This is a genomic window from Chryseobacterium rhizoplanae, assembly GCF_900182655.1.
Classification (GTDB): Bacteria; Bacteroidota; Bacteroidia; order Flavobacteriales; family Weeksellaceae; genus Chryseobacterium; species Chryseobacterium rhizoplanae.
Window position 1 is genome coordinate 42746 of sequence record NZ_FXTC01000004.1, and the last position, 22491, is coordinate 65236.

Sequence of the window (22491 nt, forward strand, 5' to 3'; positions counted from 1 at the left end):
TAAAATTTGGTAATGTTGTTACAAAATTCGGAAAACAGAATACCAATTTGTTTTGCTTGTTTAACTTCATTTTTAACATGTTCAGGTTTAATAAATTTACAAACAGGTTGTATTGGATTATTCTGAAACAATGATAAGAATAAACCTTCAGAAATTAACTTTTCAACAATTCCATTGACTTCTCAATTTCCACTCATTTTATTTTAATATTCTCTTTGGATTATAAATGCTTCTGAAATTCTTTTCATCCCAATTTTATGGTAGAAATTGAATGCATCTTCTGAAGAATGGAGAATTATTTTACATTCTTTTCCTGCATGTTCTTTTGTTATTTCAATTAATCTTTTTCCAATATTTAAATGCCTGAATTCTTTGTTCACACAAATATCAGATAAGTAACAACAATAACTAAAGTCGCATAATGACCGGGCAATACCCACTAATTTATTTTCTGACCACGCAGATACAACAAGATTTGCATTGTCAAACATTTTTTGTAAACGAAAGTCATCATTCATATTGCTAATTGGTAAATAATTGGACATGAAAAACAGATCTTTAATTGTTTTAATTTCTATCTTTTCGTTTATTTTAAATATAATATTGCTCATAACATTTCTACTAACCTTCAAATTTACATATTCCATCAATATAATATGCCCTTCCACTTATAAATTAACTAATTTAAAATCAATCAATTGTTGCTATTATATTGTACATTTTTGAAAATTAAGAGGTACTATATCAGAGAAACCAAAGTGATAAAATTTCAGGCAAAAAAAATCCTCCGAATTATTTTTCAGAGGATCTTTTTATTTTTTCATCTTCTCGCAGATAATTCTGATTGAGTAGATTTTACAGTTTAAATTCTAATTTCACATTAAAGAAACGTCCTGTAAGACGTACCGGAACAGGATACATATAATTACTGTTATAATCAGTGATCCATTGGTTCGCCACCGTGTTGTTGATGTTGAATGCGTTGAAAACCTGAACTCCTAATGTCAGCTCCTCAAAATTACCCCAGAATCCTGATCTCTTATTTTTTTCTTTCGGATCGATGAATACTTTTGTCAGTCCCAAATCTACTCTTTTATAAGAAGGAAGCGTCTGCTGATAATTATAAGCAGAACCAAAATCCGGTTGTCCGTTACTGTTAAATAGCACAGGAGCCCCCGTTGGCAATCCCATAGCATAGACCAAAGTAAGATTCACACGCATAGACGGAAAGCTTGGCATATAATCCTGGTAGAACATAGCAAATCTCAATCTCTGATCTGTAGGTCTCGGAATATCACCTTTTCCATCAATATTTTCGTATACTCTAGCATAACTCGCAGACAACCAAGAATCTACACCAGGAACAAATTCTCCGAATAATCTTGTATCAATACCATACGCATATCCTTTGGAATTATTCTGCCCGGAATAACGGATTCTCACATTATCCATATAATACGGAATCAGATTATCCATTTTCTTATAGTAAAGCTCTGTCGTAAGCTTAAATGGTCTGTCATACATCTGGAACTCATAATCATTGGCAAGAATCACCTGAATAGAGCGCTGTGACTTTATATTGGAGTTAAAATTACCGTCTAGATCTTTAATTTCTTTATAGAAAGGAGCCTGATAATAGATTCCCCCTGAAATTTTGAACAACATATCGCTGTCCCAATCAGGTTTTATGGCGAATTGAGCTCTTGGAGAGAATATCGTTTCTTTATTGAAACTCCAATTCGCTACACGTACTCCGGCATTTACAAACACTTTACTGGCTCCCCAGTAGAATTTCTGTGAATATTGTGCATATGCTGAAACTCTTGTAGGTTCAATATTATTCTGTCCTGCAATATAATACGCCAGTTTAAGGTCACCGGTAGTTCCTGTTCTCGGATCGATAATTTCCGGTCTTGGAAGGCTGTATCCTGCGGAATCTACCAATTTCCATTCATTGGTAAGATCTTTCAGATTTTCTTTTTCATATTTAAATCCAACCTCAAAATCAGTGTTGACATTGGGCGAAAATTTAGCTCTGAACTGGGTTCCGTATGTTCTTACAAATAAATCATTTCTTGCGTGTTCTATCTGTCCGCCAACATCGAAAGAGGTCACAGGCTGCTGTGTTACCGGATCAAACGTCTGAAGCTCATATGCTGACTGAATGGTATAATATTCTCTTTCTCTGTTCTGATAGGCAAAAGCATCCAAGGTAAGCTTCCAGTTATCAGCTGGCTTATAATTCATGGAGAATGTCCCCATCATATTTTTATACTGGTCGTTTTCTTTACCCGCATATCCTATATTTACTGTAATAGGTTGCTGAAGACTTCCGAAAGTAACACTTTTTGCCTTAGGGATCATCTCGTAATCATTCTTGGAATAATATCCGATAAATGACATGGAGAATTTATCACTGACATGATAATTCAGATAAGACTGGAAATCCCAATACGTTGGGTTAAAGTCCGTATCTTCCTTTAAGGTATTAAGAACAAGATTGGTGTTTCTGTATCTTCCCGAAAATAAGGCTGTAAATTTTTTATTTTTTGAAGCCAGACCTGTTGTCAATCTACCTCCAATTAAACTGGCCTCTCCTGAAACTTCAAATTTTTCAGGTTCACGGTAATAGATATTTAAAGCAGAAGACATTTTATCACCATACTTGGCTTCAAATCCTCCTGCAGAGAAATTGACTGCAGAAACCATATCCGGATTGATGATACTCATCCCCTCCTGTTGTGAGTTTCTGATCAGGAAAGGTCTGTAGATCTCAATATCATTGATGTAGATAAGGTTTTCATCATAGTTTCCACCACGAACCATATATTGGGAAGACAGCTCGGTATTGGAGTTTACGGAAGGAAGTGTCTTAAGCAATCCTTCAATTCCACCGTTGATAGAAGCTACAGATTTTGCTTCTTTTGCTGAAATTCTCACATTGGTAAGGTCGTTTGTTCTTCCTGTTGCTTTTTTCTGGAAGACAACTTCCTCTATATCGGTTACTCTAGTGGTCGCTGTATCCTTTTTTCTTTGTTGGGAGAAAATAAGAAACGGGACCATAAGGCTTAGCGGTAAAACTAGTTTTTTCAAAAGAAATGTTTTAGAATTTCTAAAATTAATGTTTTTTTAACAATTACAAAATCGATTCTCTAATTCTTGTCAATTTTTGTAACAAATCTTCTAATAAATCTAATCTTAACATGTTGGCGCCATCAGATAAAGCGGTTTCCGGTGTAGGATGTGTTTCAATGAAAATTCCGTCTGCTCCTACTGCAATTCCAGCTTTAGCAACAGTTTCAATAAGATCCGGTCTTCCACCTGTAACCCCTGAATTCTGGTTAGGCTGCTGCAGAGAGTGTGTAACATCTAAAATAACCGGAGCATATTCTCTCATGGTAGGAATTCCTCTGTAATCCACGATAAGGTCTGTATATCCGAAAGAATTTCCTCTTTCAATAATCGCTACTTTCTGGTTATCAGAATCTGTTACTTTCTGAACGGCAAACTTCATTGCTTCCGGTGAAAGGAACTGTCCTTTTTTAAGGGTAACACATTTTCCTGTTTTCGCAGCTGCGATTAATAAATCAGTCTGACGAACAAGGAATGCCGGAATCTGCAGAACATCTACATATTGTGCTGCCAGCGCGGCATGCTCATTTTCATGAATGTCCGTTGTTGTAGGAATATTGAAGGTTTCTCCTACCTTTTTAAGGATTTCAAGAGATTTTTCTTCACCAATGGTTGTGAAAGAGTCTACACGGCTTCTGTTAGCCTTTTTGAAACTCCCTTTGAAAATATATGGAATATTATATTTATCTGTGATATTGATTACTTTTTCAGCAATTCTCAATGCCATATCTTCCCCTTCAATAATACAAGGTCCGGCAATAAGGAAAAAGTTTTTTGAATCTTTGTGCGAAATATTATCTAAATACTGAATCATTTTGTTGTAATTAAAAAGTTCAGTAAAAATACTGAGAAAGTTTCACAAATGGAAATTATTTGGTTGCTTTAACAGGCTATGGTTGCAATAGTTTTTAACTCTTTTGGATTTTTGATTATGAATGATAGGTGCTTCGACAGGCTCAGCATGACAACTCTGATACTAGCTGTTTTTATTAACGTGTACCTTACAATAGACAATATGATAATCAAAAGAATCTTGAATTTCTGGTTATGAATTGACAGATGCTTCGACAGGCTCAGCATGACAACTCTAATACTAGCTGTTTTTAAATAAATGAATCAGACGATAGACATATGGTAATCAAAAGAATTTTGAATTTCTGGTTATAAATTGATGGATGCTTCGACAGGCTCAGCATGACAACTCTAATACTAACTGCTTTATTTAGCAAATCAGTCTTTACGGGCTTTGCCGAGTAATAAAGTATAAAATAAGGTTAATTTTTAGCGATGTCATGCTGAGCTTGTCGAAGCATTTATAAAACACTCAATAACATTGCAATCAATAGCTTATGATTGTTTTATTCAAAAAATGAATATTTCATGGGCTTTGCTGAATGATAATGTCATTATAAACAAGGTTAATTATAGCGGTGTCATGCTGAGCTTGTCTAAGCATCCGCAATAATTTATTTAGAATTTCTTCAAAATCTTCTCAAATGTATTCACATTCCTGCTGGTCAACTGATCTTTAAGGCTTTTTTTACCCAACACCTTTCCGAAGGTAGAATCCAACGTGTTCCCTTTCGGGACCTGCCAATAAAATATATCATTGATAATCTCAGCCTTTTCGCCTTCTGCCCGGGCTGCTTTTTGAAACTCCTCCATCAAAACTTTTTCAACGCCTGGAATTCCAACAAAACTATAAATATGGAAGTTTTCATTCTTCTCAAAAGGAATACTCTTCCAGAAAACCTCTGTCTCTGCCTGAGATTTTACAAACAGAAAAGCTTCATACGAAAAATGTTCTGACATCGCTTTTTCAAGGACGGTCTTTAGCTCTTCCACACTTTTATCTGAAGAAAACACAATATTTCCGGAAGCCAGTATTGAACTCACGTCTTTCATGCCGGCATCTTTAAAAACCTGGCAGACATCAGCCATTTTCATATTGGTTCCTTTTACATTGACGCCACGGAGAAAAGCACAGTATTTCATTTTTTTGGGATTGGGTATTAGATACTAGGTTGCAGGTTGTAAGTTTGAGGGTTTGAGAGTTTGAGGGTAAAAAGTTACGAGGACTCCTTATTTTTCAATCTTTTAATCAACCCTAATGTACAAATTATAGTCCGTTCCGGAAGGTTTCAGATGGTAAATTTTTTCTAAAATCTTATTATCACTTTTCAGATGATCTTTTACCCTGAATTCCTTCAAAAGTCTATAATGGGTTTGATAATAGTATGAATTCGCATTGTTTCCTTCGTATAGATTTTGGTACGAAAGAAGATATTTCGGTTTTCTTGTTTTTACGGTATTGATCCAGTAGTTTACTTTATCTTTCTTAATCTCTTCCTGAATCTGTTTATCAACCAATCCAACCTCATCAATTGTTTTTAATCCTGAAAAGTAAGGAACATAACCAGCGGGTTCCAGTAAGATCCATTGGTTTTTATCTCTTTCATATTGGTTTAAAAAGGTTCCGATTGTTCTGCGGTAGTTCCACTCTCCGTTTCCTGTTGCAATACAGTGAACAGTCTGGAAGACAAGCATCGGGAAAATATAAAATACAACAAGTAATGACAGCCATAAATTTCTCTTCTCTTTCTGCTCTAATACAAAAATAAGAACCGGAACAAAGAGTAAAAGCTGCGGCACCCAGTAATACCAGTCGAACAAGCTCTTTTGAGAAATAAAAATTATTTGTTTTACCCATCCGAAAATAAAGATCATCCATAAGAAATAGTTTCTCTGTTCTCTTTGTCTGATCAGATAAATAAAGCAAAGCAATTCAAAGGTCAGCACTACGACCGTTATCGGATTAAAATCTCCCGGAAGTTTCAGCATTCCCCAAAAGTTTCCAAAACTCTTAAAAAAGTAGCCGATATGCTGCTGGATCGTAAAGTTCTCACTGTAAAGAAGCTTTTTGGCTGTAATCGTATTGTTAACCAACTCGCCAAAGTAAAACCAGTTGAAAGCAAACGTTGATAAAACACCCAGAATGCCTCCAAAAATGTAATTCCATCTGATTTTTCTGTTCCAGAAGATATCTACCAGAAATACAATTCCCAGGAATATTACCGTATCAATTCTTGTAAACATTATTAAAATGGGAAGAAGTGTCAGCACCCATTTTTTTCCTTTATGAAAACCATAATACAGCAATGCCATCTCGAGGAAAAACAGGATTCCGTACTCCATTCCGAGAATTGATATTTTAATGGCTGGTGGTAAAATACCGATCAAAAATATAAAGATTGCTTTATGCCACGGGTTTTTAAGAACCAAATGGGAAAGCAGTAAAGTTCCTATTATAAACAGTGTGGAATTAAAAATCAAAAGAGGCTCAATAAAGTTTTCTTTTCCAAAAACAAGATTGAAAATATATGATACAAACACATAAAAATGGGTGGTAGAAGCAGAGATTTTAGTATCTCCATTGAAGCCAATCACACCATAATCCAAAAGATTCTGGGCTACTCTCCAGGTAATAAATGCATCTTCCTGAATGTAGTGCGTCAATAAAAAAAGTAGTTTAAAAAGAACCGTAACAATTACGGCATAGATTGGGAATTTGCTATTTTGTGTTTCAGCCATTATGTATTTTTACTTTCACAAATATAGCCTTAATATTCAGGAATCCCAATAATAAAAAAACGGGACCGAAGTCCCGTTTTAAGTATTTTATTTAGTTGCTTTGATAATCGCAGTAGTAATCTGATTTTCTTTTTCTTTTGAATAAGTAGAATCATAAGGTTCCATGACATCAAATAAATACTGATAGAATGGCGTGATCTGCTGTACATTTTCAGACTCTTTCATCGCCTTATCTCTGCCCATCTCCTGAAGATCTTTAACAAATACATTGAACTTCTTATCAATAGGCTCAATAGATTTTACCAGATAAGCATACGCTTTTTCTTTCTGTCCGATCTTAGTGTAAGCATCCGTTACAGCAGCTACTACAAGAGAATATTCCATAGGTTTTGTTCTCATTTGTCTTCTCAGGTAGCTTTGGTCTGCTTTGGAAAGGCTTAAATAATAATCGTATTCTTCAAAGATTCCTTTTTTAAGAACCTCAGCAAGTTGAAGGCCTTTCTGCTCCTGTCCTGCAATGATGTATCCTGATACAATTGAGCTTAATGAACGAGGGTCGTTATATTTCTCAGCAGGAATTTCTTTGGCTGCAAGATCCAGAATTTCTAAAGCTTTAGCTTTTTGTCCGTTTAATGCAAGTGCCGCTGCAGCTCTGCTCGCTGACATTCTGTAGCTGATGATATTGGAAGTAGCCGTTTCATCAAAGTGAGCATTTAAGTTTTTGAAGTTCCCCCATCTGAAGTTTTTCACCACATTATAAAGAGAATTCGCATCTACTCTTCCCATATCGCCATCAGCCGTCGGAGGCGTTTGGATAGGGATTAATCTGTAACTGAATCCGTCAAACTGAAGGTAATCGTTAAGATAGAAAATGTTTTCACTGTCATAAATACCTCCTGATGAGAAGTTGATAGGACGTTTCCAGTCGAAGTTCGCTAAAAGATCCATCAAAATCAGGTTATTCTTATACAATGTATTTCCTTTGTAAGTAATCATAATCTGATTGGCTACATTCGGAAGATCTTCTTTGTTGATGATTCCTGCTTTTAAAGCATTTTCTTTATTGACAGGAAGAATGAATTTGTTTACCGGAAGGATATTGTATTTTTCAAATTTCTCTTCCCCGAAGTACATTTTCAATAATTCGTCTTTTTCAGGAGATTTGAATTTAATGAATTCAATGGCTTGTTTCAATGTTAAAGAATCCTGAGTAAGATATTTTCTGAAAGACTGGAATTCTGTTTCCGGTGCTCCCTGTTCTTTCAACATAGAGAAAACACCTTCCCAATCTTCTTTCTTCATCATATAGATCTGGTCATTTACACCATCTCTGTAATCTTCGTGGGTCAGCTGGCTAGGGATTCCCATAGCGTTGTAAGTTCTTCTCTTGATCTGATCAAGGTTCCAGGGCGTTGAAGCAAGGGTAAAGTTTACTACCTTCACATCATCTCTGAATCTTTCTGTCTCCTGAATTGCCCAAACCGGATAAGTATCGTTATCTCCGTAAACGAAAAGGATATCGTCTTTCGGTAATGATTTTAAAACTGAATATGCATAATCGTAAGCGGTATATCTGTTGCTTCTGTCATGAACATTGTAGTTCTGGAAGCCCATCATGAAAGGAACTCCTAATAAAACCACACCTAGAGCAATGTTTGCTCCATTTGACTTTATTTTAGACTGCAGGAACCATAGAATTGCTCCTGCTCCCATACCAATCCATATTGCAAATGCGTAGAATGAGCCTACCATTGCGTAATCTCTTTCTCTCGGTTCAAAAGGTTTTACCCCTGTATAGAAAATAATTCCTACACTTGTTAATATAAATAAAGATAACAGTGCATAGAATCTTCCGAAGTCCCTGTTTAACTGGAAAAAGAATCCAATAAGACCTAAAATTAACGGAAGGAAGAAGAATTTTACCGTACTTTCATTTTTGAATTTAGCAGGCAGTTTATCCTGGTTTCCTACATTTACATTATCTATAAAAGGAATACCGGAAATCCAGTTCCCTTTTGTACTTTCCATATTTCCTTCAAGGTCGTTCTGTCTTCCTACGTAGTTCCACATCAGGTATCTTACGAAGTAATATCCGTTCTGGAAAGAAATGAAATACTCCATATTCTGAAGGAATGAAGGCTTCTGAACATTGATAAGGTTATAAGGTTTTACTTTCAGATAATCTGCAGCAGTGATTGACTTGTCTTCATATTTTGCTCTCAGCTCATCAAAAATCTGCTTAGCCTGTGGGTTATCTGCCACATCTTCATTTCCATAATTGAATGTAAAATCAGGAGCTCCATACATTGAAATATAGTTAGCCATTACATCTTTATCCTCGTTAAACATTCTAGGCATTAAGCTTACCTGAGATTTGTTGAAGACATAATTGAAACGGTCTCCTGTCTTTCTGTATGTTCCGGTTTTCTCGTCTTTTTCATAGATCTCACCGGTTTTTTGGGTCTTAAAGCTTCCGTCTTCATTCTTTTCAATTCCGTTAGCATCAAGGAATGCTGTATAGTTCTGTCCGTAGATCGTAGGCCAGTCACCATACTGCTCTCTGTTATAATAATCCAGCATACCAATTGCAGTATCAGGATCATTAAGATTCATTGGCGGATTAGCATTGGCTCTGATAGGAATAACCATCCAGCAAGAGAACCCAATCATCATGAAAACCACAGATAATGCAGCAGTCTGATAGATGTTTTTCTTTGCTTTTCTTGCATATTTGATTAAGAAATAACAGATTGCTACCATTAAAACAAAAGCGGCAATTGTTCCGGAATGGAAAGGAAGTCCAAGACCATTCACAAAGAAAATCTCAAGTCTTCCGAACATCGTCATAATCAAAGGGAAGATAATTTTGAAAACAATAATCAAAATCCCCAGCGTAATAAGGTTAGCCCAGATAAAGTTTTTCCAGGTAAACTTATAGTTTCTTGCATAATATACCAGACATACTGCAGGAATTGCCAGCATACCCATCATATGCACCCCTACAGAAAGTCCTAAAACGAAGAAAATAAGAATAATCCATCTTTCACTGTCTCCCGCTTTGTACTCATTCTCCCATTTGGTGATTAACCAGACCAAAAGCGCGATAAACATAGAAGCCATAGAGTAAACCTCTCCTTCTACTGCAGAGAACCAGAATGTATCTGAGAAGGTAAAGCAAAGTGCTCCTACTGCTCCTGCAAATAAAATAGAGATTTCCTGATGTTTTGTAATTTCTTCAAAATCTTTGTTCAGAAGTCTTCTCACAAAATGTGTGATCGTCCAGAACAAAAATAAAATAGTCAGCGCACTGAACAATGCAGACATCGCGTTGATTACGATGGAATAATTTTCGCCTTTCCCTAATGCAAAAATGGCTGCCACGGCACCCACTATCTGGAATAAAGCTGCTCCGGGAGCATGCGTTACTTCAAGTTTTACTGCAGAAGAAATGTACTCGCCACAATCCCAAAAACTGAAATTGGGTTCTATGGTGGACAAGTACGTGAAAAACGCAATGACGAAAATCACCCATCCTAAAACGGTGTTCCATTGCCTAAAAGTCCAATTTTTCATAGTATTAAATCAATTATGCGAAAATAAGGCTTTTATCTTATTTTATGCGGGTTTTAACAAAATTTAAAAATTTTGGCGTAGTATTTGCGATTATAGACGTGTCAAAACTGTAAATACGAAAATAACTTTTTACAAAACTATGCCCTAGAAATCAAACAAAAGTTTAGTAATTATTTATTTTTTTGTATTTTTGCAGTCAGATTTTTATTGAAAATAACAAATAATGAGTAATGTTTACGATAATATTCTTGGCCTGATAGGACACACTCCGATGGTGAAGCTAAATACTGTTACAAAAGATATTCCAGCAACCGTTTACGCCAAGTTAGAATCATATAATCCTGGACATTCTACCAAAGACCGAATCGCACTTCATATTATAGAGAACGCAGAGAGAAAAGGCCTTTTAAAAGAAGATTCTGTAGTTGTAGAAACTACATCCGGTAATACCGGGTTTTCTATTGCGATGGTATGTATCATTAAGGGATATAAATGTATTCTTGCAGTAAGTGATAAAACAAAACCTGAGAAAATTGCTTATCTGAAAGCATTGGGTGCTACGGTGTATATATGCCCAGCCAATGTACCGGCAGATGATCCGAGATCATACTATGAAGTTGCTAAAAGAATCGCTCAGGAAACGCCTAATTCTATTTACATCAATCAATATTTTAACGAGCTGAATATTGATGCGCACTATCAGACTACAGGTCCCGAGATCTGGGAACAGACGGAAGGTAAGATCACTCACCTTTTCGCCTGCACCGGAACCGGAGGTACGCTATCGGGTTCAGCAAAGTTTTTGAAAGAGAAAAACCCGAATATCAAGATTATCGGAGTAGATGCGGATGGCTCTATACTAAAAAGCTATCACGAAACAGGGGAAATTCACAAAGAAGATGTACATCCTTATCAGATTGAAGGAATGGGTAAAAACCTGATCCCTGCTGCCCTGCTTTTCGACAAGGTGGATGAGTTTGTAAGGGTAAATGATGAAATGTCCGCGTACAGAACCCGCGAAATTGCTTTGAAAGAAGCCATTATGGGGGGGTATACTACCGGAGCTGTAACACAGGGATTGATGCAGTATGCACAGTCTCATGAGCTTACAGAAAATGACTTGGTTGTTTTAATATATCCTGACCACGGTTCAAGATACATCACTAAAGTTTACAGTGATCAATGGATGGCCGAACAGGGATTTGTCAACAACTGTGTTCACAATTATGACGAAGTTTTCAAAACGGAGTTTATCAAATAAGAACGAATAAAATCACGATACAAATAAATAAAGCCTTTTGCGTATTCAGACAAAAAAGGCTTTATTACTTAAAAATTACGATACAATGTTGGATATTTTTGAAAGGATAAAAGAAAATCCAGGACCACTTGGACAATTTGCAGATTATGGTGAAGGCTATTTTATTTTCCCGAGATTAGAGGGACCCATCGGCCCTAGAATGCAGTTTCAGGGGAGAGAAGTAATTTTCTGGAGTGCCAATGACTATTTAGGATTGTGTAATCATCCTGAAGTAATAGAAGCGGATGCAAAAGCGGCTGCAGAATATGGAATGTTCTATCCAATGGGAGCAAGAGCAATGTCTGGAGAAACAGATCAGCACCTTCAGCTGGAAAGAGAATTGGCAGACTTTGTAAAAAAAGAATCAGCATACTTATTGAACTTCGGTTACCAGGGAATGGTTTCTACCATTGATGCTTTGGTGAGCAGAAATGATGTAATTGTTTATGATATGGATTCTCATGCCTGCATCGTAGATGGGGTAAGACTTCATTCCGGGAAGAGATTTACCTATAAGCACAACGATATGGCAAGTCTGGAGAAAAACCTTCAGAGAGCAACTAAAGTAGCTGAAGAAACAGGAGGTGGTATTCTTGTGATTACAGAAGGTGTTTTCGGGATGAGAGGCCAGCAGGGGAAAATCAAAGAAATCTGCGATCTTAAATCTAAATATCAGTTCAGATTATTGGTAGATGATGCCCATGGTTTCGGGACACTTGGTAAAACAGGTGCCGGTGTAGGTGAAGAACAGGACTGTAATGATCAGATTGATGTATACTTCTCTACGTTTGCTAAATCAATGGCTGGTTTCGGAGCATTCCTTGCGGGTGACAAAGAAATCATCAGATATCTGAAATTCAACCTTAGATCACAAATCTTTGCAAAATCTCTTACAATGCCAATGGTAATCGGAGGATTAAAAAGATTGGAGCTGTTGAGATCAAAACCTGAGATCAAAGCTAAACTTTGGGAGAATGTTTACAAACTACAGAACGGGCTTAAAGAAAGAGGATTCAATATTGGAGATACCAACACTTGTGTAACTCCGGTCATGATGCAGGGAACTCCGGTAGAAGCTACTCTATTGGTAAAAGATTTAAGAGAGAAATACGGTATCTTCACATCTGTGGTAGTATATCCGGTAATTCCAAAGGGAATGATTCTTTTAAGATTAATTCCTACCGCTTCCCATACGGATGCAGAGATTAATGAAACTCTGGCTGCATTTGAAGCAATTCATGATAAACTAGTAAGTGGTTACTATAAAGAGCAGGAACAAAAATTACTGCAGGAACAAGGATTAAGTTTTAAACCGATTTAATTTAAAAATAAAAAAACCACTGATTGATTCAGTGGTTTTTTATTTAAATACCGATAACAATACATGAAACTTAAAGGTTACGCATTGGGGATTCTATCAGCTGTTTCCTATGGACTGATTCCGATTTTTATTCTGCCTATCAAGCAGGCACATTTTTCATTGGACATTACCCTGTTCTATAGATTTTTCTTTTCAGCCTTAATGGTTGGAGGATATTTGCTGTATTCCAAAGAAAGTTTTAAAATCAATAGAAAAGAAGCGTTAATCCTGGCCATACTTGGAGTCTGCTATGCTCTTTCTTCGGAGTTTTTGTTTTTAGGGTATGATTTTCTTACTGCCGGAATTGCTTCTACTGTTTTATTTATTTATCCGGTTATCGTAGCCTTGATTATGTTTTTCTTTTACAAGGAGAAGCTTACCAGGTTATCCGTTGTTTCTTTGCTTCTTGCTTTCACCGGAGTTATTGTGTTATGTCTGAAAGGTAACGGATTGGAAATTAATTTTACAGGATTGGGAATTGTAATGCTCAGCTCATTATTCTATGCGTTGTATATGGTTATTGTGAACAAATCGAATATGAAGGTTTCCGGATTTAAGCTTACTTTCTACTCTATGCTTTTCACATCCACGTTCTTTATGACCAAAGCTGTGGCGGCTAATGAGTCGTTCGCTATTCCTTCAGCAGAAATATTTTTTAACTTTCTTATTTTTGCATTCCTTACTACAGTGATCTCCAGCCTTTGTCTTGTGTATGCAATCAAATATATCGGATCTACTCCTGTATCTATTCTAGGTGCTCTTGAACCGGTAGTTGCTGTACTGATCAGTGTACTGATGTTCCATGAAAAGTTTACCAGCAACTTACTGATCGGAATTACCCTTATTTTGATGGGCGTTACTTTGAATGTCATTACAGACCGTAAAAATATGAATCATGCATAATGATAGGCTTGTTTAGGTCTTCTTTAATAATATTTTACGATACAAATAAGATCGGTTTTATTGATCAAAAAAGAACTCATTCGTTTCCTTTATCTGATTTGAAAAATATTAAAAAATAAAGCTGTCTCTCTGGCATAAAAAAATTTATCTGACTATATTGCAATGGTCTATTGATAGGCATTTCCTCCTATAACAGATCAATGCATTTAGTTTAAAAGCCGATGAAAGAATTACAAAAACTCACGAAAGATCAACTATATAAAAGGCTCAAAGAAAAATCCGAAAATCTATATACCATCGCTCACGAAGCTCTGGAAAATAATTTCTTCAATGAAAGCTCTTTAGATGAAGAAAGTCTTGCCGAGTTTCTTGAAATGCTGGATGATGAAACAGCAGAAAAAATAAAAGATGCTTCACTTCACATTAATAATGAAGATGACGCTCCCGGGATTGTCCTTATAGAAAACGAAAACACTATTTCTCTTGAACTTGTTACCGAAGAAGATGAAGGTTATAAAATCATTTTCATAGAAGATGATATTCATTTATCCAAAACCCTTTTTGTTGAAGACTTTATCGTCCTCATTGCAACAGGTAATATACAGGCAGAAAATATCATCATCAACGGTTCACTTTACTGTGCAGGAAATGTTACCAGCAAAGTATTATTCGGAGCATCAGGCAATGATAATGAAACGTATATCGGTGGAAGTATTATGACCTCTCTGATTGCAGAAAACGGACATTATACTGTTGCTGAGGGAAATATATATTCCAGATATTTAATTAGTTTTCATAATGAAATAACAGGAAAAACAGGAAAATTCATCGAGAATATCAGCCTGGAAAAACCTAGTGAAATTGGATTACTGAACCCCGAAATCCTGGACGAGGACGGATACTTTGATGAAGATTCTTTTTTAAACTTTATTGACAACAATCCTCCGGATACCTTATTTGTTAAACCGACTAACTTATTTTGATACATCAACTATCCTAACATCATCATTCTGCAGGAGTAACTACTATTCACAATTGCTGCAGAAATGATAAAATGATTAAATCCCCATTGGAGCAGATTTTCAGAAACCAAAGTGCTAAAGACTTTTCTTCACTGTTTATAATCAGGAGAAAAAATTTTTTTCTGAAAAAACTTTAGAATAACTTTGCAAAAAATTTCTGTTGAAAGACCTGCTTCTTATTACTCCGCCTTTTACCCAACTTAATACTCCTTATCCTGCAACGGCTTATATTAAAGGATTTTTAAATACCAAAAATATTTCCGCTTATCAGATAGATTTGGGGATTGATGTTATTTTGGAATTATTCTCAAAAGACGGAATTCAGAAAGTTTTCAGCAAAAAAATTGATCTTCAGAATATCTCTGAAAATTCTCAGAGAATCTTTGCCTTAAGAGAAGAATATATCAAAACCATAGATCAGGTAATTCTGTTTTTACAGGACAAAACGCCCACATTGGCAAGACAGATCTGCAGTATGAATTTCCTTCCCGAAGCTTCCCGTTTCAACCAGCTGGATGATATGGAATTTGCTTTTGGAAATATGGGTCTTCAGGATAAAGCCAAACACCTGGCAACCTTATACTTAGAAGACATATCAGATTATATTGTTGAAAATATCGACTCCGATTTTGGTTTCAGCAGATATGCGGAACGTTTGGGGAAAAGTGCCAATTCTTTTGATGAATTATATTCAAAATTATCTGGTGATCTAACATTTATTGATGAATTTACATTAAAAATTCTTCGTGAAAAAATAGAAATGGTTCAGCCGAAACTGGTTTGTTTTTCAATCCCTTTTCCCGGCAATCTGTATTCTGCTTTCAAATGTGCGCAATGGATCAAAAAAAATCATCCCCACATCAAAATTGCGATGGGCGGTGGTTTTCCCAATACCGAGTTAAGGGAAATTAAAGACCAGAGAGTTTTTGAATTCTTTGATTTTATTACCTTGGATGACGGTGAACTTCCTATTGAACTTCTTCACCAAAATTTAGAAATTCCCAATGAGGAAGGTGAATTTAAAAGAACTTTTCTCCTCGAAAATCAGGAAGTGGTTTATAAGAATAATTCTAAAAGACACGATTACAAACAGGCTGATATCGGTACTCCGGATTATACGGACTTAAGACTTGATCAATATATTTCCGTTATCGAAATCGCCAATCCCATGCACAGTTTATGGAGCGACGGAAGATGGAACAAGCTCACGATGGCTCATGGATGCTATTGGGGAAAATGCACGTTTTGTGATATTTCATTAGATTACATCAAGATCTACGAACCTATTTCTGCTAAAATTCTGGTAGACCGGATTGAAGAATTGATTAAAACAACGGGTGAAACCGGATTCCATTTTGTGGATGAAGCTGCACCACCTGCCCTGATGAGAGAGGTTGCTCTGGAAATCCTCAGAAGAAATCTTGTCGTTACCTGGTGGACAAATATCCGTTTTGAAAAAAGCTTTACCCGTGATTTATGCTATCTTCTGAAACTTTCAGGATGTGTTGCTGTTTCCGGAGGGCTTGAAGTGGCCAGTGACCGATTGTTAAAATTAATCGACAAAGGAGTTTCTGTGGAACAGGTTGCCAATGTAACAAGAAATTTTACAGAAGCCGGAATTATGGTACATGCTTATCTGATGTATGGCTACCCTACCCAAACTGTTCAGGAAACGGTTGATTCTCTGGAAATGATTCGGCAGATGTTTGAAATGGGAATTCTTCAAAGTGGTTTCTGGCATCAGTTTGCCATGACTGCCCATTCACCTGTCGGAATGAAGCCTGAAGATTTTGGTGTAGTTCCCGTAAAACAAGAAATTCTGTTTGCCAATAACGATATAGACTTTCAGGACAAAACCGGAATTGATCACAACAAGTTCAGCTTCGGATTAAAAAAATCTCTGTTCAATTATATGCATGGAGTAAATTTTGAACTGCCGCTTCAGGAGTGGTTTGATTTTAAAATTCCAAGAACAACAATTCATCCGGATTATATTCACGACTGTCTTTTAGAAGATGGCCAGTTTCAATTGAAGACCAACTCCAAAGTTATCTTTCTGACCAAAAATGTAATCGCTGAGAATCGCGTAAAAAATAAAAAGAAATATTCTGGTACATATACGCTACTTACATTCCACTTAAAAACCAATATAGTGAAGGTGGAACTGGAACAGGAAAAGGCAGAATGGCTGATGAATGTATTGGGGGAAAATTCTATTGAAAACACAAAAAAACCTACTATTCAGCAACTTAAGAATCAATTTGAAGAAAAATTTGAAGATTTTGAACTATTCTGGTTTTCAAAACCGATGCAGCAATTGAAGGAAAACGGGGTGATTTTAAGTTTATAAAAATTTTCAATTTTTTCTCAGGGATTTTTAAAATTGAGAATTTTATTTGACAGGATCATAATATCTCACAAAAAACATACATCAAAATTTCTCACCATCATCGAATAAAACGGCAAAATATTCCCCTTCTCCGGAGGGGTGGCGAAAATTCAAAGAATTTTTGACGGGGTGGTTAGTAAAGACTAAGAGGTTTCAATAAGTTTTGGCTAAAGCCAAATGAATATCATCTATAATAAAAAAACGGGCTAAAGCCCGTTCCTATTGATACAATATAAAAAATATATTTCTTTAATTAGGGGTTTCTTTTGAAACAGTACCCACAGATACTTTTTCCTGAATTTTAATAAAATTTGGATCCATGATAGCCATACGTTCTGCAAGAGCCTTATAAGTTGGAAACTTCAAAATAGAAGCTCTCCCGGACATTTCCTTGTAAATGGTAAAAGATTTTCCACCTGCTGTTTTTAATTGCTTTGTTGTAGTAATATATCTCCCGATAAGTTTACTTTTAGCATCATAGATCTCAATATCTATGGAGGTTTTATCCATAATAGTATCATCTGAACCAAAACTTACAGGCAGATTGGTAAAATATCCTACCGGAACACCATTACTCAGGATCTCTCCTACTTTATTGACCTCAATATTCATCTTATCAATCTTTTTTCTGATGGCATAAGCATCTTTGGTCTTGGTATCCAGCTTTCTTTTCGGAACATTTGAAAAGATCTCGTCAAGGTTTTTCACATTGATCCCTTTATTATCAATGATTTTAAGGTCCTTGACCGAAGTAAAGACCGCTGACTTTTCTTCACCGGAGAATGCTGAAGGTGATGAATAATCAATTTCAATTGTTTTCTCCCGGTTATAGACTCTATTGATGCTGATATAGCTGTCGCGAACAGAATCAACGATACTTTTATCAATGAATTTTATAGTATACATCGGGGTCTCTTTCAGATCCATAAACGTATATTCGCTGGATTTGCTGGACAGTTTCGCTACCGGAATGCCATCCAGATTGATAATTCCTCTTTTGGTCTTGATATTCTGAGCATGGAGGAAAACACCCAGAACTGTAAAGAATATGATTATGCCTCTCTTCATACAATCAGACTTTTACAAATAAAAAAAGTGTAACACAAAGTTACACTTTCTTGAAAATATATTTAGCTTTTCATTTAATTATTCACAAAGGATAATTCCTTTATCATGATTAAATTCTACAACACCGCTTTTGATAGCATAAGCAAAAACAGAGTCTTTTCCAGCTTCTTTGGTAAAGTTTTTAGCAAAAGCCTCATCAATAGATTTAGCAAAAAGCTTTACATTACCTCCGACTAAAGAAGAAACAATTCCTGCGTGGTTTTTCATGATGTGAAATTCACCATTTTTTCCAGGCAACAATACTGAGTCTACTTCTCCTTCAAAAACTACGTATTCTGGTGTTAAAATTTTTATATTCATTTAATTTAGATTAAAAGATTAAAAGATTGAAGATTAAAAGATTTTTGACAAACATTATATGTCTCTCATCTCATGTCTAAAAATCTTATGTCTAATTATTAAGCGTTTTCAGCTAACATTTTTTGTCCTGCTTCGATAGCTTCTTCGATAGTTCCTTTCAAGTTGAAAGCAGCTTCTGGTAAGTGATCCAATTCACCATCCATAATCATAGTAAATCCTTTGATTGTATCTTTGATGTCTACCAATGATCCTGGGATACCTGTAAACTGTTCTGCTACGTGGAAAGGCTGAGATAAGAATCTCTGAACTTTTCTTGCACGGTATACAACAGATTTATCTTCTTCAGAAAGTTCTTCCATACCAAGGATTGCAATGATATCCTGAAGAGCTTTGTATCTCTGAAGAATTTCTTTTACTCTTTGAGCACAGTCATAGTGTTCCTGACCGATAACTTCCGGAGCAAGGATTCTTGAAGTAGAAGCTAATGGATCTACCGCTGGGTAAATACCTAATGAAGCAATCTTTCTGTCAAGTACCGTAGTTGCATCCAAGTGAGCAAACGTAGTTGCAGGAGCCGGGTCAGTTAAGTCATCCGCAGGTACGTATACCGCCTGTACTGAAGTAATTGAACCGTTTTTAGTTGAAGTAATTCTTTCCTGCATCGCACCCATTTCAGAAGCAAGTGTTGGTTGGTAACCTACCGCTGATGGCATACGACCAAGAAGTGCAGATACCTCAGAACCAGCCTGTGTAAAACGGAAGATGTTATCTACGAAGAAAAGTACATCTCTACCTTGTCCGCTTTCTCCACCGTCTCTGTAGTACTCAGCCAATGTAAGACCAGAAAGTGCTACTCTAGCTCTTGCACCTGGCGGCTCGTTCATCTGTCCGAAAACGAATGCAGCTTTAGAATCTTTCATAGCTTCTAAGTCTACTTTAGAAAGATCCCAACCTCCGTTTTCCATAGAGTGCATGAAATCATCACCATACTTGATAATACCTGATTCCAACATCTCTCTTAAAAGGTCATTTCCTTCTCTCGTTCTTTCACCTACTCCGGCGAAAACAGAAAGTCCTCCGTGTCCTTTTGCAATATTGTTAATCAACTCCTGGATCAATACTGTTTTACCTACACCGGCACCACCGAACAAACCAATTTTACCTCCTTTTGCGTAAGGCTCAACTAAGTCGATTACTTTAATACCTGTAAATAAAACTTCTGCAGAAGTTGAAAGTTGATCAAATTTTGGAGCTGGTCTGTGAATTGGCAGACCACCATCCTTAGAAATATCTTGAAGTCCGTCGATAGCATCACCAACAACGTTGAATAGTCTTCCGTTTACAGCCTCTCCGATTGGCATCATAATAGGATTTCCGTATCCAATTACGTCCTGCCCTCTTTTAAGACCGTCAGTAGCGTCCATTGCGATACATCTTACTGTATCTTCGCCAATATGTTGTTCTACCTCTAAAACTACTTTTTCACCGTTTTCTTTTGTAATTTCTAACGCGTCATAGATTGCTGGAACAGCTTCCACATCTGTGAAGACAACGTCGATTACCGGACCAATAATTTGAGAAATTTTACCTTTAATTTGGTTTGCCATTGCTAAATTTTTTCTTGGTGCAAATATAGTGATTCTTCATAAACCCGCAATTGGTAAAAAAAAGATTTTTATCATGCTTTTGAGAATAGATTATTTTAGTATTATACGGATAAAACCATGAAGTAGTGCTGCAATAGTAAGGTTATAGGTATTACGCCATTGTTATATTGATACATTGGCACATTATTTCTATATTTGCAGTCAAATTTTTCCGTTTTGAAAGTTTTCAAGAATTTTACAGATTATTCCTCTCAGAAGCCTTTAGCATTGTCTTTAGGAATGTTTGACGGGGTACATCTCGGGCATAAGAGTATTATTGATGAACTGACTAAAGTAGGTACAGAGAACAATCTGGAAACTGCTATCCTTACTTTCTGGCCGCATCCGAGGTTTGTTTTTAATCCTAATGAAGATTTAAAACTTCTGAATACATTAGAAGAAAAAAAGCAGCTGGTTGAGAAATATGGTGTTGATAATCTGTTCCTGAAGGAGTTTGATGAAGAATTCAGAAACTTAACCGGAGAAGAATTTGTGCGTCAGATTTTAATTGATAAGCTCAACGTTAAATACCTTATTATAGGATACGATCATTCTTTCGGAAAAAATAAAAGCGGAAATTTTGAACTTCTTCAGAAATTATCCAAAGAGCTGGATTTTGATGTGGAACAAATGGAAGCAATCAATATTCACGAAAACAATATCAGTTCCACGAAAGTACGTAATGCACTTTTAACAGGAAATATCAAGGAGGCCAACGAAATGCTGGGATACTCCTACTCTGTTTCAGGAACGGTTGTTCATGGGAAGAAAATCGGGAGAACAATTGGCTATCCCACAGCTAATATTGATACGGAATCTATTAAGCTTTTACCTAAAAAAGGAGCTTATATTGTAGAAGTATTTGTAAAAGGCAACCAATATAAAGGAATGCTGAGTGTGGGAACCAACCCCACGGTAAATGGAGAGAAGCTCACTGTGGAAGTTTATATTCTTGATTTTGACGGAGATATTTATGATGAAGAAATTACGGTAAGCTTCAGAGATTTTCTTCATGATGAAATTAAATTTGAAGGTCTTGAAAAACTGATTGAAAGGCTGGATGAGGATAAAAGATTAACACAGGCGTATGATTTCAAGGAGTAATAATTTTGATTTTCTAAGGCTTGTTTTTGCAAGTCTTGTTATTATTACCCACTCCTATGCTCTTTCCGGAGCTACTCAAGGCGATCCTTTATCACAACTTACCAACAGCCAGATGGAATTCTCTTATCTCGGAGTTCATGGTTTTTTTATTATCTCCGGATATTTAATTTTTAAAAGTCTGCTTCGCTGCAAAGGTCTGCTTGATTATTACTGGAAAAGACTTTTAAGACTTTTTCCAGCTTTAATAGTGGTACTTTTAATTACTGTTTTGCTGGCACCTGCAGTGTATGAAAGTTCCGTTCCTTATTTACAGAACAAATCCGTTTACACTTACATTCCTCAAAATTTAACCCTGTTTTTCCGTCAGAAAGGTATTGACGGTGTTTTTGAAAACAATCCTTACAAACATAGCATCAATGGAAGTTTATGGACTATATGCTACGAATTCAGTATGTATGTAATGGTCTCTTTGCTATTCTTTATCCGTAAAAAGGCTTTTATAAAAACCGTTGTTATCCTGTTATTTGTATCAAGTTATGTCTTAAGCATCTACTATCCTTATTTTCTTTACGGATTATTTCACAAGTTGGCATTGGGAACTAATCATTTTTATAATCTGATGTGTTTTTTTGCAGGAGGGATGGTACTGACCTACCTTAATGCCAGTAAAAGGACAGAAAACATACTTATTATAACATCTTTTATCATTCTTATCATCAGTTTATATTTAAATGTCTTCAAATATACCTGCTATATTACGCTGCCTTTGCTGGTTATTCTTATTGGTGAGAGATCTACCCGATATCTCAATAAAGTAGGAGAAGTAATTGGAGACACCTCGTACGGAATTTATATTTATTCTTTTCCCATACAACAAGCGCTGATGTATTTTTTTAAGTTTGACACTGTTATGCTATTTATATTTTCACTGCCACTTTCAATTCTTTTGGGATATATTTCCTGGCATCTGATTGAAAAGAAAGCATTAGGATATAAAGATTTATTTGCTAAAAAGGCTATTCAGTGATGAACAGCCTTTTTTA

General features: G+C 36.0%; 16 protein-coding genes. 7 read left to right on the forward strand and 9 right to left on the reverse strand.

Going from position 1 to position 22491, the window contains the following annotated elements:
* Positions 1-203 precede the first annotated feature (203 nt).
* The 6 genes from FN817_RS10855 to FN817_RS10880 form a co-directional block, all read right to left on the reverse strand.
* Positions 204-611 carry a GNAT family N-acetyltransferase gene (locus FN817_RS10855; RefSeq protein WP_167498848.1) on the reverse strand — a complete coding sequence of 136 codons (408 nt, stop codon included), beginning with the start codon at positions 609-611 and terminating at the stop codon, positions 204-206.
* 244 nt (positions 612-855) lie between these two features.
* Positions 856-3093 (reverse strand): TonB-dependent receptor plug domain-containing protein, encoded by a 2238-nt coding sequence (locus tag FN817_RS10860; protein ID WP_142717948.1) that lies wholly within the window; start codon positions 3091-3093, stop codon positions 856-858.
* A gap of 43 nt (positions 3094-3136) precedes the next feature.
* Positions 3137-3946 (reverse strand): 3-deoxy-8-phosphooctulonate synthase, encoded by an 810-nt coding sequence (kdsA, locus tag FN817_RS10865; protein ID WP_047385197.1) that lies wholly within the window; start codon positions 3944-3946, stop codon positions 3137-3139.
* 656 nt (positions 3947-4602) lie between these two features.
* Positions 4603-5127, reverse strand: coding sequence for a DUF1697 domain-containing protein (locus tag FN817_RS10870; protein ID WP_142717949.1), 525 nt, complete (start codon positions 5125-5127; stop codon positions 4603-4605).
* A gap of 102 nt (positions 5128-5229) precedes the next feature.
* Positions 5230-6723, reverse strand: a complete 1494-nt coding sequence (locus tag FN817_RS10875) for a hypothetical protein (protein WP_142717950.1) — start codon at positions 6721-6723, stop codon at positions 5230-5232.
* 87 nt (positions 6724-6810) lie between these two features.
* The gene (locus FN817_RS10880) at positions 6811-10296 is read right to left on the reverse strand and encodes a glycosyltransferase family 117 protein (protein WP_142717951.1); all 3486 of its coding nucleotides are present in this window, start codon (positions 10294-10296) and stop codon (positions 6811-6813) included.
* A 223-nt stretch (positions 10297-10519) separates the two neighbouring features.
* Between FN817_RS10880 and FN817_RS10885 the strand changes: the two genes are divergently transcribed.
* The 5 genes from FN817_RS10885 (at position 10520) to FN817_RS10905 (ending at position 17231) form a co-directional block, all read left to right on the forward strand.
* The gene (locus tag FN817_RS10885; RefSeq protein WP_142717952.1) at positions 10520-11557 is read left to right on the forward strand and encodes a PLP-dependent cysteine synthase family protein; all 1038 of its coding nucleotides are present in this window, start codon (positions 10520-10522) and stop codon (positions 11555-11557) included.
* Positions 11558-11645: 88 nt separating this feature from the next.
* The gene (locus tag FN817_RS10890; protein ID WP_185114264.1) at positions 11646-12917 is read left to right on the forward strand and encodes an aminotransferase class I/II-fold pyridoxal phosphate-dependent enzyme; all 1272 of its coding nucleotides are present in this window, start codon (positions 11646-11648) and stop codon (positions 12915-12917) included.
* A gap of 63 nt (positions 12918-12980) precedes the next feature.
* Positions 12981-13859 (forward strand): DMT family transporter, encoded by an 879-nt coding sequence (locus FN817_RS10895; protein WP_142717953.1) that lies wholly within the window; start codon positions 12981-12983, stop codon positions 13857-13859.
* 221 nt (positions 13860-14080) lie between these two features.
* Positions 14081-14842, forward strand: a complete 762-nt coding sequence (locus FN817_RS10900; protein WP_142717954.1) for a hypothetical protein — start codon at positions 14081-14083, stop codon at positions 14840-14842.
* A 199-nt stretch (positions 14843-15041) separates the two neighbouring features.
* Entirely contained in the window at positions 15042-17231 is a 2190-nt protein-coding gene (locus FN817_RS10905; protein ID WP_142717955.1) for a B12-binding domain-containing radical SAM protein, read from the forward strand.
* Between the two features lie 288 nt (positions 17232-17519).
* Here FN817_RS10905 and FN817_RS10910 read toward each other — a convergent pair whose 3' ends face one another.
* The 3 genes from FN817_RS10910 to atpD form a co-directional block, all read right to left on the reverse strand.
* The gene (locus FN817_RS10910) at positions 17520-18338 is read right to left on the reverse strand and encodes a hypothetical protein (protein WP_142717956.1); all 819 of its coding nucleotides are present in this window, start codon (positions 18336-18338) and stop codon (positions 17520-17522) included.
* Positions 18339-18416: 78 nt separating this feature from the next.
* Positions 18417-18698, reverse strand: a complete 282-nt coding sequence (locus FN817_RS10915) for a FoF1 ATP synthase subunit delta/epsilon (protein ID WP_047425521.1) — start codon at positions 18696-18698, stop codon at positions 18417-18419.
* 98 nt (positions 18699-18796) lie between these two features.
* A complete protein-coding gene (gene atpD / locus FN817_RS10920; RefSeq protein WP_047425519.1) occupies positions 18797-20305 on the reverse strand; it encodes a F0F1 ATP synthase subunit beta in 1509 nt (502 codons plus the stop codon).
* 216 nt (positions 20306-20521) lie between these two features.
* On the opposite strand from atpD, the gene FN817_RS10925 reads away from it, so the two are divergent.
* The gene (locus tag FN817_RS10925) at positions 20522-21448 is read left to right on the forward strand and encodes a bifunctional riboflavin kinase/FAD synthetase (protein WP_142717957.1); all 927 of its coding nucleotides are present in this window, start codon (positions 20522-20524) and stop codon (positions 21446-21448) included.
* The gene (locus FN817_RS10930) at positions 21432-22475 is read left to right on the forward strand and encodes an acyltransferase family protein (RefSeq protein WP_142717958.1); all 1044 of its coding nucleotides are present in this window, start codon (positions 21432-21434) and stop codon (positions 22473-22475) included. Before FN817_RS10925 ends, FN817_RS10930 begins: the two co-directional genes overlap by 17 nt.
* Positions 22476-22491: the final 16 nt, after the last annotated feature.